Origin of the sequence: Sporomusa sp. GT1 (assembly GCF_014634905.1) — a bacterium.
GTDB lineage: Bacteria > Bacillota > Negativicutes > Sporomusales > Sporomusaceae > Sporomusa > Sporomusa sphaeroides.
Window position 1 is genome coordinate 57099 of the sequence record NZ_BMBX01000001.1, and the last position, 12687, is coordinate 69785.

Annotated in this window: 14 protein-coding genes and 2 tRNA genes; 3 read left to right on the forward strand and 13 right to left on the reverse strand. The window is 44.2% G+C overall.

Going from position 1 to position 12687, the window contains the following annotated elements:
• Nucleotides 1-120 precede the first annotated feature (120 nt).
• The 3 genes from holA to GT1_RS00320 are packed head-to-tail and all read right to left on the reverse strand — an operon-like array spanning nucleotide 121 to nucleotide 4229.
• Entirely contained in the window at nucleotides 121-1161 is a 1041-nt protein-coding gene (gene holA / locus GT1_RS00310; protein WP_188396601.1) for a DNA polymerase III subunit delta, read from the reverse strand.
• An 18-nt stretch (nucleotides 1162-1179) separates the two neighbouring features.
• Nucleotides 1180-3567 carry a DNA internalization-related competence protein ComEC/Rec2 gene (locus tag GT1_RS00315; protein ID WP_223226027.1) on the reverse strand — a complete coding sequence of 796 codons (2388 nt, stop codon included), beginning with the start codon at nucleotides 3565-3567 and terminating at the stop codon, nucleotides 1180-1182.
• A gap of 2 nt (nucleotides 3568-3569) precedes the next feature.
• On the reverse strand, nucleotides 3570-4229 hold the full coding sequence (locus GT1_RS00320) for a ComEA family DNA-binding protein (protein WP_223225970.1): 660 nt from the start codon (nucleotides 4227-4229) through the stop codon (nucleotides 3570-3572).
• A gap of 213 nt (nucleotides 4230-4442) precedes the next feature.
• On the opposite strand from GT1_RS00320, the gene GT1_RS00325 reads away from it, so the two are divergent.
• Nucleotides 4443-5858 (forward strand): sodium:solute symporter family protein, encoded by a 1416-nt coding sequence (locus GT1_RS00325; protein ID WP_188396605.1) that lies wholly within the window; start codon nucleotides 4443-4445, stop codon nucleotides 5856-5858.
• Nucleotides 5859-5874: 16 nt separating this feature from the next.
• Complete coding sequence (locus GT1_RS00330) at nucleotides 5875-6294, forward strand: HutP family protein (protein ID WP_188396607.1); 420 nt, start codon at nucleotides 5875-5877, stop codon at nucleotides 6292-6294.
• A gap of 53 nt (nucleotides 6295-6347) precedes the next feature.
• Here the strand turns inward: GT1_RS00330 and GT1_RS00335 are convergent, their stop codons facing one another.
• From GT1_RS00335 to GT1_RS00375, 9 genes are all read right to left on the reverse strand, one after another.
• Nucleotides 6348-6806: a DUF4878 domain-containing protein gene (locus tag GT1_RS00335; RefSeq protein WP_188396609.1), complete on the reverse strand. Its 459-nt coding sequence runs from the start codon at nucleotides 6804-6806 to the stop codon at nucleotides 6348-6350.
• Between the two features lie 51 nt (nucleotides 6807-6857).
• Nucleotides 6858-7163, reverse strand: coding sequence for a DUF1294 domain-containing protein (locus GT1_RS00340; RefSeq protein WP_223225971.1), 306 nt, complete (start codon nucleotides 7161-7163; stop codon nucleotides 6858-6860).
• A 184-nt stretch (nucleotides 7164-7347) separates the two neighbouring features.
• On the reverse strand, nucleotides 7348-8247 hold the full coding sequence (locus GT1_RS00345) for an SDR family oxidoreductase (protein WP_075755421.1): 900 nt from the start codon (nucleotides 8245-8247) through the stop codon (nucleotides 7348-7350).
• Nucleotides 8248-8318: 71 nt separating this feature from the next.
• Nucleotides 8319-9122 carry a hypothetical protein gene (locus tag GT1_RS00350; RefSeq protein WP_188396611.1) on the reverse strand — a complete coding sequence of 268 codons (804 nt, stop codon included), beginning with the start codon at nucleotides 9120-9122 and terminating at the stop codon, nucleotides 8319-8321.
• Between the two features lie 313 nt (nucleotides 9123-9435).
• The gene (locus GT1_RS00355) at nucleotides 9436-9621 is read right to left on the reverse strand and encodes a hypothetical protein (RefSeq protein WP_188396613.1); all 186 of its coding nucleotides are present in this window, start codon (nucleotides 9619-9621) and stop codon (nucleotides 9436-9438) included.
• An 80-nt stretch (nucleotides 9622-9701) separates the two neighbouring features.
• A complete protein-coding gene (locus GT1_RS00360; RefSeq protein WP_223225972.1) occupies nucleotides 9702-10304 on the reverse strand; it encodes a CBO0543 family protein in 603 nt (200 codons plus the stop codon).
• A 355-nt stretch (nucleotides 10305-10659) separates the two neighbouring features.
• Nucleotides 10660-10863: a hypothetical protein gene (locus tag GT1_RS00365; protein ID WP_188396615.1), complete on the reverse strand. Its 204-nt coding sequence runs from the start codon at nucleotides 10861-10863 to the stop codon at nucleotides 10660-10662.
• A 112-nt stretch (nucleotides 10864-10975) separates the two neighbouring features.
• A tRNA-Met gene (locus tag GT1_RS00370) sits at nucleotides 10976-11051 on the reverse strand.
• 353 nt (nucleotides 11052-11404) lie between these two features.
• Nucleotides 11405-11926 (reverse strand): hypothetical protein, encoded by a 522-nt coding sequence (locus GT1_RS00375; RefSeq protein ID WP_188396617.1) that lies wholly within the window; start codon nucleotides 11924-11926, stop codon nucleotides 11405-11407.
• Nucleotides 11927-12157: 231 nt separating this feature from the next.
• On the opposite strand from GT1_RS00375, the gene GT1_RS00380 reads away from it, so the two are divergent.
• Nucleotides 12158-12415 (forward strand): hypothetical protein, encoded by a 258-nt coding sequence (locus GT1_RS00380; protein ID WP_188396619.1) that lies wholly within the window; start codon nucleotides 12158-12160, stop codon nucleotides 12413-12415.
• Nucleotides 12416-12535: 120 nt separating this feature from the next.
• Here GT1_RS00380 and GT1_RS00385 read toward each other — a convergent pair.
• Nucleotides 12536-12612, reverse strand: a tRNA-Pro gene (locus tag GT1_RS00385).
• Nucleotides 12613-12687 lie beyond the last annotated feature (75 nt).

Here is a 12687-nt window from a genome sequence, read left to right on the forward strand (position 1 = left end):
CCTGTTCACTAAAAAGTGGACAGGGTTTTCTTTATCCTAACAGAAAGTATAACTTTCTTAAAAGCAGGATCAACATCGGCTTCCGCTTTCGCCAAAGGCTCGGCGCAAGCTGTGTTTTCTTTATCCGCATAATTCAATAATTATTTTTTCCAGGGCTACCGGCCCAGTCCGGCTTGACTTTAAATCCTGGTCGGCTGCCGCCAGGCTGAGCATAGCCTCTCTTAGTTTACTGTCAGCAAAACCCCGGCTTTGCTTCACCAGTTTCTCACCAATAAAGCTTGGCACCTTAAAATACTCAGCCACCTCCCGGCTGCCATAGCCTTGGTGTGTGAGTTCTTTAGCCTGCCATAACTGTCTGACCTGCCGGGCTAAGAGTGCCAATAGCCTCACAGGATGTTCCCCGGCTGCCAGTTGTTCACGCAAGAGCGCAAGTGCCTGTGAAGTATGTTTTTGGCTTAGCGCCTCCACCATAGCAAAAATAGATACCTCGGGAACGGAAGACAAGATTTGCAATAAATCCCGGCGGGTAACCAGCCTTTTATCTGCCGTATATAAAATTACTTTCTCTAATTCATTGTTTAAAAAATCAAGAGAAACTTGCGGCATCATGCTGACTGCTGCTATAAGATGTTCCTCAGCATCGGAAGCCATTTTGATTTTGAGTTCAGAAAGCCGGTCTGTCAACCAAGCGCGCAGTTCCTTCCCCTTTAAGGGTGCTGCCTCAAAGACCACGCCATTTTTTTCCACAGCTTTATAAATCTTGCGCCGCTTATCAGGCTTATCAGGCGTCAGAAATACAAGATGACTATAGGCAGGCATATTACTAAATAAAGCAATTAACCGGTTTAATGCAGGATCGGTTTTGTCCTGCCCCTCGTCGCTGCTGCTCTTGCGTCCGGCACTAAAAAGCGTCGTGCTGCGGATAATGATTAAGTTCTTTTCACCTAAAAAGGGTATTGTTTCAATAGTATTTATCAGTTCTTCCTTAGCTGGATCGGCTTCAAAAATAATGAGGTTCATATCCCGGTCTGCCGGTGGTACCACACTGGCAATCAGAGCCTGCTCGACCTGCCGTAGATGATAGGTTTCTTCCCCATGCAAAAGATAAACAGGAGCAATCTTATTTTGTTTAATGAGAGTACATATTGCTTTATAATCCATAATTCACCAGCTTATATATTATTTGATATAGGTGTCAACTTCCAGCTTCCTGCCGTCAGACTTAAACACTACGGCCCCATGGGTATCTGTACAGTAAATTACGGTCTGCCTGTCAGTCAGGCGTCTGATGGTTTCCGGATGCGGATGCCCGAACCGATTGGCATAGCCTACGGAAATAACGGCATACTCCGGGTCAAGAGCCTGTAAAAACGCCGCCGTGGTGGAGGTCTTTGAACCATGATGTCCTACTTTAAGCACCGTACAGGGCTTAACCGCTTTTGCGGCAAGCAGCGCCTCCTCACCTTTTGCTTCCAGGTCCCCGGTGATAAGAAAACTATGCCGGCCATAACTTACCCTAACCACACTGGATACTTCATTGCCTGTGACAGCTTGATTTCGGCCATTTTCACCAACCGCATGCTCGATACCAACATCCACCCCATCCAGTTGAAATCTCTGATCTGTATATGTAGGAATAATCGCGATCGCCGGTTTAGTGTGAACAAGTGCCTGTACTGCCTGTGAATATTCTTCTCGCGGCAGCATAACCTTATTGACGCTAACCCTGCCGGCAATACCGGCAGCGCCGCCTGCATGATCTTGGTGTCCATGGGTCAGGATTAAGTAATCAACGGTTGTCACGCCATAGTGCTTGAGATAGGGAGCAACCACTCTTTCACCGATATCATAATTTGAACTGCTGAAACTGCCGCCGGTGTCCACCAGTACGGCCTTGCCACGGGGTGTAATAATCAAAGCCGCATCCCCTTGACCCACATCAATAAAGTGCACGGACAAGGGCCGCGGATACCAGGTATACACTGCCAGCAGACCAATAATTACCATGGCGGTTGTGGCGCAAGTGCCCGGACGCTGCCTGACAAGCTGTCCCGGACCCGGGACAGCTAACGGACGCCAGCCATAAAACCAGGCCAGGAGCAGGTAGTAAGCCGCGCTCCCGCTTATCCCTACAGACGGTATGTAAACAGAACTGTACGGCATCGCTGCCAGGAGCGCTGTCAGCATCATAACCAAACCGATTAACAGGCTGCTGATTACAAACACCAGATTGCCAATGACCGGAACAACGGTATAAATTATAACTCCTGTCAAGCCAAGGATGATTACCAGTTCAACAACCGGCAGGACAAGGATATTGGCAGCAAAAGAGATGAGGGAAAAATTATTAAAATACCAGGCAATTATCGGCAAAACACCCAGTTGGGCACTCGCGGTCACCGCCAACGGTCCCGCCAGCCATGCTGGCAAAAAAGCAGACAGATAATCATATGTCGGTTTATATAAAAATACCAAACCGGCTGTGGCGGCAAACGATAATTGAAAACTAATATCATAAAGCAGCAGCGGCTGATAAACAAGCATTCCCAGCGCTGTAATGGCTAGTGCCGCCGGAGCATAGCTTTCCCGTTCAACCAATATTGCCAGCAAGCTGATTATGCCCATAATCATCGAACGTATTACCGGTGGCGTAAATCCGCTGATACAGGCATAAAATACAATCGCCAGTACAGCCACAACCGTAGTCGTCCGGGAACCCAGCCGCAGCTGATTGCCGAACCACCGTATCAAGCCTGCCACCAATGCAATATGCGCACCTGAGACAGATAAAATGTGAATTAACCCGGTTGCCGCGAAATCATCGACAACACTTTTATTTATTCCTTGATAGCCGCCAAACAGTACGGCCGTTAAGATAGCGGCATCATTTACCGGCATTACCTTTTGCAAGGCCCGGACAATTCCGGCTTGCCAGTCAGCCAGCGCTGCACGCCAGGAGTATCCGGCATAGGCTGTATTCAGCTTAATGTTCTGCTCCTGTACAGACATACGTGCTGTAATACCCTCGCGCTTAAGCGCAACCGTCATATCGATCTGTCCCGGGTTATTATACCCGCGCAGCTCCCGTACTTTCCCATAGACAGTTATTTTATCACCGTAAACTGCCAACTCACCGTTTTCCTTATACAGCACATTAATGCGAACTTTTCCACCGGAAGCTGATTTAGCGCCTGTCTTTTCCAATTCTACATTTTGAACTCTGACTACATATCTTACTTGTTTGCCGTGCGTATTTGCCTGGCTTATCTCAGGAACGGCATCCACAATTCCCGTGACCGTAACGGTTTTCCCGATATGGTGACTAATATCATCGGCCGGAACAATGCTATCCAGATTGGCACAAAGCATTCCGGCAATAAAAAACAGGCCGATAATCGGCCAAAAGGCCTGTTGGTAATTACGAACAACACGCCATAACGCTGTCAAAAACAATAACATAGCCAAGACAATAAGCGTCAGACTATGCCAGCTATATATCCCTGCCTGCCAAATACCTGCGGCAAAAGCGGCACAGGCAAATACAATAATAGTATTTATTTGCTCCATAATCACAGCGATATTTTGCTTTTAAACTGATTATATTTTGCCTCACCAATACCTGGCACTTTCTTGATGTCGGCAATATCTCTGAACGGTTCAATATTGGTGCGATACTCAATAATCCGTTCAGCTATTGCCGGGCCAATGCCTGGCAGTTTATCCAATTCCTCTTTGGAAGCGGTATTAATATTAACCTTATCACCGCTGCTGCCAGTATTGGCATTAGCAGGCGCTGCCACACCCGGATTATTGCTTACAGGAATAGCGGCATAAGGGATATGAATCTGCATCTCATCTTTAAGCAGCACTGCCAGATTAATTTTTGCCGCATCTGCCCCAGGCATAAAGCCGCCGGCCAAGGCCACGGCATCAACCACCCGGCTGCCGCGAAAAAGCTTGTATACGCCCGGCTTGCTAACCCCGCCGCTGACATAAACTACAACTTCATCCTCCGCCCCCTTACCGGCAGGAGTAGGATTAGAATTTTGTAAGGTTTCCGGTGAAGGTGCTGCTGTATTCATAGCCCGGTCTGCTGAAGTCTTTTGCACAAAGCTGTAACAACTATAGGCCAAAATCCCGCATGCCAGCATAATAATAATGATTAGCTTTCTCTGCAGAATCCCCATAAACTGATACCCCTCTTTGTATTTTTGAATATATTTCAACAAATTGGATTAATATCCTGCCCAATTTTCATTTTTTGTAAATTGTTTTACAGATATCGCCATTGACATTATTTTACTCGTTAGTTACCATAGAATTGCAATATAGCAGCTTTGACCCGGTTTTGTAGGATGGCAGGATTGCAGGAGCCTTGAAAGCAGGTGGTAATAACCAACCGGTCAATAGCCATTGTAGATGTAGAAAGGTAGGATAGTTTCATGTCAATTCAGTTTGTAATTGTTGTCCTTTATATTTTTTTGCTCTTTGCCATCAGCCTCTATGCGAAACGTAAAGCTGCCGGCGGAAGTGTGAACTTTTTATTTGGCGGACGCCAAATGAATGCCCTCTTAGTGGCCGCTAATGTGGCAGGACTGGCAGTTGGAGCCGCCTCAACTATCGGTGTGGCAGAAAATGCCTTCACAGCCGGTATCGCGGCCGGCTGGTATAATGCTGCCTGGGCTGCCGGCGCCTTGGTCATGGGCGTATTGGCAGCCGGAAAATACCGTGAAATGGACTGTACCACCATTCCCGAACTCTTTGAACGCTATTATGATAAAAAAGGCCGGGTTATCAGTGTTATCGGCCTAATTACTATACAATTGGTTATAACTTCCATGCAATATCTGGCTGGCGGCGCCATTTTGTCCTCAATGCTGCCGGAGGTATTTTCATTCACCGGCGGTATGATTACCAGCGCTATCGTTTTTGTAGGAATAACCCTAATCGGCGGACTATGGTCATCCGGTTTATCCAATATTGTCAGTGTTGCCCTGATATATGCAGGCGTTGTTACCGGAACCGTACTGACAGTTAAGCAGCAGGGCGGTTTGAGTACAATCGCCGCTCAACTGCCGCCAGGCACTGATTGGTTCACCCCTCTTGGCGGACTCGGTTTTGCTACCATTGCCGGCTGGTTTGTTGTTATGATTACCCAAAGCTTATCGGCCCAAGGCCCGGTGCAGATTGCCTGTGCCGCCTCAAGCGCCAAAGCTGCTAAACGGGGATTCATCTGGGGCGCAATTTTGATTTTCCCTATCGGCTTCTTATGTGCCATTATGGGTTTGGCTGCCAGAGTAGCTTATCCTGAAGTGCAGGCAACTCTGGCGCTGCCAAAAATTATTATGGGACTTGATCCTGTCATTTCAGGTATTACCCTTGCCGCGTTATGGGCTGCCGATGTGTCGACAGCCTGCACCCTGCTGCTTGGCGCCGGCACTTTATTTGCTCAGGATATCTATAAACGGTTTATAAATCCCGCACTAACCGAAAACAAATATGTCATCATCAACCGTGTAACTATTTTGGCTTTAGGCTTTTTCACCCTTTGGCTGGCCTTTAACGCAGTGGGCATTTTGAAAACCCTGCTGCTGGGCCTAAGCTTGACAACAGCATTTACCCTTGTGTTTTTATGTACGATCTTTTTGCCAGGCCTATGCCGGCGGAATTCCGCCTTTTATACCACCCTGGCCGGCATGCTGACATTGCTGGCCTGGCAGCTGATTCCGGAAATTAGAATAGTTGCTCACCCCATCTATCTCGAATGGCTTGTATGTATAGTAACTTTCCTGGCAGTTGCGGTAATTGACCCTCAGAAAATCACAATTCCTGCAAAATCCACTCAAACTACACAATGATGGGGGATTAACAATAATGAGTGAAATAACCAGCATAGATGTTGGACGAGCCGCACTGCGAATGGCTATCAGTGAAACCAGACAAGACGAGCACGATACTCGGCAGTTATTGGCAAAACGAAACCTGCAGACTGTAGCCGTAGATTTTGGCGGCGAGTTTATCCCTTCAGTCAAGAAAATCATTGAGCGGGCCGTTGTGGCTGCTCAGCGACAAAACCTGGTGCCTGGCAATCATGTTGGCGAAGGCGCTGTTGCCGGGGCGGTACACGCAGCCTTAGAACAAGTTTCTGCCAAGGCAGTAGGCCTTAATGTCGGTGGTAAAATAGGTATTGCCCGCCATGGAGAACATCTTTGCGTAGCCGTTTATTTTGGCGTTGGTGTGCTAAACCTTAATGAAGTTGCTATAGGACTTGCCCACCGCTCATTGTCATTGTAAATTGTACATTAATATAGAAACAGGGTACCGGTTTATTAGCCGGTACCCTGCTTTTAAATACGACTAAGCAATTGGGCTAATACTTTGTATTTCGCCTCACGCAGAGCCTGATCATAATCGACAATATACCATTCACCGTCAATTTTTTCAAGCCCTACCGGCTTAACCGAAACATTCATTGAATTTTGTTCGGCCTGCAAAGTAACAACCGCTGCCGCATAATCACCTTGCTGAGCCACTTTTTTCACAGATAACAAATTCGAGTTTTTAATTGTTGAACTGCTTTCTCCGGTGACGTATTTTAATACGGTCTTGGTGTCACTAGCCGATGTCGGTGACACATAGAGTGCCGCTTCCTTCATCTGGTTGTCTTTAGCAGCATCAAAAAAGTTCTGAATTACCGCTTCTGGTGACAAACCGGACTGACGCTGAACACCTGAACCGCCGCCGCAACCGGCTGCAACAAGCAGAGCCAACATGAGCATAGCAACCAGAATTACCTTATTTCTCATACTACGTAATCCAATCCTTTCTAAGTATTATGGTAACAAGATACTTGTATATTATATCATAAAACAAGCAGTTTTTTTGAGGATAATTATGTAAATATAATAGCCGCAGACAAAATTAATCACCAGCATAAACGGCATACCCATAACAAAAGTTGCGTGAAGCGTCTTATGCCGATAAATATACATACCGGTAAGTACGCCGGCGGCGCCAAAAAATAAGGCTACGAAAAAAAAGGTGCGTTCACGAATCCGCCAGGTTTTTCTCTTGGCCCGCTCTTTATCCAGTCCAACCAAGCGAAATGCAACCACATTCCAGACAAAATACAGTATAAGCCAAGCTGGTAAATCAATATTCACTACAATCCACTCCCCCTGCCATTGTCCCCGCCGAAATATAATTGTCGGCTTTTTGGATGATATAGGATACACCACTAAAACGAAAAAGCCTAGACATAAGTCCAGACAAACATAAAACGCATATTAATTGCTTTTAAACCGAACCTAGAACGCTTCCCATCAGCTTTATTTGTTCGGGATTTACCTAGCTTTCTGTTATTGTACCGCCATTTACATGAAGAACTTGACCAGATACATAGCGAGAGTCGTCACTTGCTAAATATACATATGCCGGAGCGACCTCAAACGGTTGCCCGGCGCGTTTCATAGGGGTATTAGCGCCAAAGGTTTTAATATACTCGGCAGGAAAACTTGACGGATTTAACGGGGTCCAAATCGGTCCCGGGGCTACTGCATTAACACGGATATGCCTTGGTGTTAAAGATAAAGACAACGATCGTGTAAGACTGACAATTGCCCCTTTAGTTGCAGAATAGTCAATTAGATATTTTTCTCCTTGATACGCCGTCACAGAGGTAGTATTTATAATCGAAGCATAGGGGCACATATGAGGCAGCGCCGCCTTAATCATATAAAAGAACGCAAAAATATTAGTTCTAAAGGTAGCATCCAACTGTTCGGCAGAAATATCAAGAATGCTCATCTGGGGAAATTGAACACCATGATTATTTACTAATATATCTAACCGCCCAAAAGTCTCCATTGTTTCTTCCACAACAATATAGGACTGACGCTCGTTTCGCAGATCTCCCGGCAAAAGGATACAATCTTGACCGATTTCGTGTATTCGTCCTTTTGTCTCTTCAGCGTCCCGGTGCTCATCAAGATAGGCGATCGCAATACTGGCGCCTTCTTTCGCAAAGGCATAGGCAGCTGCCCGGCCGATGCCGCTGTCGCCCCCGGTAATAATTGCTACTTTTCCCTGCAGTTTGCCACTACCCAAGGAGTTTGGATTTTCTGAGATAGGTCTGGGGTGCAAAAGATACTCCATACCGGGTTGACGGTTTTGATGCTGGGGAGGAAAGGTAACGGGGACAGCTTCGCATTGTTCTTCCATCCCTAAGTATGAATACTTAGGATACATAACATCACTTCCTTATTCGGTTTACTATATCATATTCCACCTTGATAAGTAGTGACATAATATCTTAGAAATTAATGCAGAGATGAGATCATAACCAGCTTTGATTGTGATTGCCAATTAGTTCCTGTATATTTAAACATAGTTTCTACCTCAGCTAATCTGTCTGCTCTATAAGCGCCAGAAAGACTTTGACTGCCTTTTAGCTCGTAGACCCCATCATGATCGATATCAACCGGTTCTAACTTAACAAAAGGGGCAGTCATTGTCTGAGTTTCCTTTTGTACCTTACCCTCTTTGTCATAAATACCTAACCGCAAATAATCTTCCCGGCGTTCAGCTACTCCAACGATTACTGTTGTTCCATCGGTATTATTGGCGAGAGATACTTTCCAACCGTCCACAAACTTGCCAGTAATGTTAGTGGTAAAATTCTCTTTACTGCCGAATAGCTCTTTTGGCTCACCGCCACTAAAAGATATGATATTGTGATATGACCATCCACCGCTGCCGCCTGATGCTGTCGCTACGTAGACGTCAGCTATTTTATCACCCGAAAAATCGCCAGCGAAAAGATAGGGCTGATAACCGCCTACTTCAGCAAGAGGAAAACGAATAAATGACTTATCTGCACCGCTTTTTACTGTAATACTAAGATTTTTAGCAGCAGAAAAATTGGACTGGATTTTATAGCCGGCAAGGTATATCCTGTCAGCTATACCATCACCGGTTACATCAGCCTCGAGAGTATCAAAAATATAATAATCGGCAGGTAAGTTTATTTCCGTTGCCAAAATAGCGCTCGCATTCACTGCCATCATCGGTGCAGTGAATAAGCTCAGCATAATCGCGGCCATAAGAACTTTAATTTTTTTCATGTTGCCAGTCGACCTCCTTTATAATATGAACGATAAACAAAGTGAAAAGTAACAGTTCTTATTAAACCCCTCACAAACTGTTGCCTTAGCTGCCGCTGGCAGGATATGATCACAGCAAGCAAAAAACTTAAAGTCTGGGAGAAATCATTAATTTCTCCCAGACTTCTATCTTTCGTGTTTCACAGACAATACTGTGCGTTTTCTCCCGGATCAGACTGGCTCGAAGCCACGGAATCCCAGAAAACTTATTATATTATATTGAATTAATTTTAACACCGCATTTTAATTTAAGCAAGCTTTTGCTATAGGCTCATTATCTTAACTGGTTGGCAATATCTTCCCTGCCAAGTTCTTTTAATTTTTCCCTCGCAGCTTCTAAGCTCTTGCCCAGTGATATTCTTTGCTTGCTGCTAATTAGTATTAAGGTATACTCACCATTGAAATCTGATATTTGCTCACTCATATCACCACTCACCCAAATTGTTGGAGCTCCAGCCATAATATCGCTCCTCCTTTTTTTGGCAGACTTTCGCCAAAAGATAATAAATCCCTGCTGAAGTCTAAAAAAGGGCGTTCGGTTTATTGATCAGGCATGGTTAACCCCAGATACAATCCGGCCAGAAATATCGTAAAAATTGCCACAAAATGAATGACAAACCAAAACCATTGTTCAGAGCGGAAAGCCTCGGCCGGTATGGGCGCTCTCAAATGCTGCGGTATAAGCTTACCACCGATCCATTCCATTAAAATAAAAAAGCCCCACCAACTGGTGTATGAATCCCAGAAATCCCATTCAAAATCATAGTGAATCAGCCTTGTTGTATTTTTTAAGACCGTTTCCAAGAGCACGCCAAGATTTACGCTCACCCCATAAAAGGCTATTTTGTGCACCCAGTTTACCGGACTGTACCTGACACCCAGAATAACATAAAAAGAAAATGCGGTCAGAACTGCAATCACGGGAATACGGCTAAATGGCATAAAGATGTAGGGAAAAGAGTAAAAGCCTACTTTTTCAAAAATAAAACAGAGTATAATTCCCAGTATTCCGGCGATCGTATAAAGCAGGCCATAGCGCCGCCAGTCCAGGCGCAGAATAAAAAAGGTACCGGTAAGCGATATTATCAAACTAATCACCGATATATACATTTCTATACTGCTATCAAGAAAAGTCAGCCCCATAAACCTGGCCTCCAGAATAATTCAATTTTGTTTGTAGTGTATTCCATAACAGTGCTTTATAATCAAATTAATTTTCATGTCGGACTGATCTGATTGTTATGGACAACAGTTACTGCCTTGGCAGAATGAGAAAATGAGCAAAATCGATTCAACAAAAACTGGAGAATAAGCAAATGCTTGCAGGTGCAATCACAAAATAACTCCACCTGATGATGCCCTGCCGTGAACAGGTCGAAACACTCTCATTAGAGAGTGTCGCGAAAACCCGCCACAAGGAGTATTACAAGGCTCCCCTTAATATAGATTGTTCTCTGAAAATAAAAAAGCCCACCAGATAAGCCTGGCAGGCGGCTGACTATATTAAATACTCTTTATCATTATCAATCAAAAAAGTTAAGTAATCACGAATAATATCATTCGCTTTGGACTTATCATTGGCATTAGCAAAATGAAAGCTTCCATCGGTAATCTTAAAATCTTGAATCCCTTTTAATAAAAGCTGTTCTCGTATGCGTGAAGTTAATTTACTCATGAGTGTCTCTTCCGTGCCGGCAATCACAATATCACTTCCTTATTTCCATAATTTGGATATATTATATCATTACATTGCCAAAAAGCCAACAAAAAAATAAAAAGCCGCCAACCGGAACCGGCAGGCGGTATAAATTTCGTGGTTGCGGGGACAGGACTTGAACCTGTGACCTTCGGGTTATGAGCCCGACGAGCTACCAACTGCTCCACCCCGCGATGATTGTTTATTGTTAAGCTTTTATTTAAACTTTTATCTATTATATCACACTTTGCGCGAAATTAGTACGATTTCCGAAAAATAAGAAACTCACCGTCATGAGAAGGATGAGCGGCTATCATTTCGTTAATAAATACGTACCGGCTGCAGTGCCAATAGTCTAGAATGTTCGCTCTTGCTGCGAGCAGATTTTTCTTTGTTGAGTTCCTTCTTATGCAGCTTAGCTTGCTTCTCCATCTCTTTGTTATGAATAAGAGCACCTACGGAATATCAGGCAGTTGTACACCATTGCCTACATTCCATAGGTTTGTACATCGCAGGTAAATAGTATATTGAGGAAACACATATACTATTATTCAATATCCATGTCAGAATGGTGTGCACCTTCATCAGATAATCTTTTTATTACCTCGTGATGCCATGGTAGCCATACTCCGTAAACCACAATGAAAACAGGTATTGAATACCAATTTTGCCATCCCAGTAACTTCATATATCCAATCTGCGTGAGCAGCCATTCATAAGAGTAAGATATACTTGTAAATATTGCAACATATAACCACTTGTTCTTTTTATCAAAATAGTTGATAAATATTACAGCTAAACAAGAGGGGATAATTGCATAAGACGCTAAGTCCCCAATCCCCTCTTTACCGGGATCTCCCAAGTCAAAGAGATCAAAGTATTCTCCTAGAATATTTATGTCAAGTAGCACACCTACACATCCTACGACTCCAAAGGTAAGGTAGATACCTAGCCAATTAATCTGTCGTTTGGGCATGAACACAACAAAGAGCAATACGGTCATGCAAAACAGTAAAGGAAGCCAAATTCCCGTAGCATATATATCCAATCTGTCCAAAAAAGCATCCATTACATTAAACATCTCCTTACCACGCTGCTATCAGCAGTATTCCCTTATTATAATTTTTATACTAACACAATTTGTATGAGACTTGTTCTTAATTGTCCTCCTATCATCAGCCGCTTACCGCAGAATTTTATCTCTCGCAGAATCTCACCTTGTATAAATTCTCGGTAATAGCACATCATATAAATAGGGAGAATCACCCTAAACGCATTTTTAAGGGAGGTAACACGATGGGTGGCAGAACTCTTGACCAGTTTCGCAGTAGGCAACAAGCCAAGTCCAAAAAGAATAAAGAAACCGACTTGCCCAAAGATCCCAAAAAAGAAGATTCAAAGCGTGATTCTGAATAGGTGGCAACCGCCGCCTTCTTTTATTTTGGTAATAGGGGCTTATATTCACGAATTGCAGTCAACAGAAAAACATTCTGCCAATGTCATGCAGGGGATTTTGCAAACATTAAAGCCAGAAATAAAAAAAGGACAGACCAATTAAGGTCTGTCCTTTCTACATCTACAAGGTTTAATTTTGTCCTCGCTAAAATGCGGCAAGGGACAAGATTACATAAATAAAAAACCCGCAGATCTATAAACCCGCGGATTTACTGGACTTTTCTGGTCGGAGCGACACGACTTGAACGTGCGGCCTCTACCACCCCAAGGTAGCGCTCTACCAAACTGAGCTACGCCCCGACATTGTTACCAGTCATGCTGTATTTTCTACGATGTTTGACTGACAAAATTTATTGTACCTAATTTCCGGAGAAT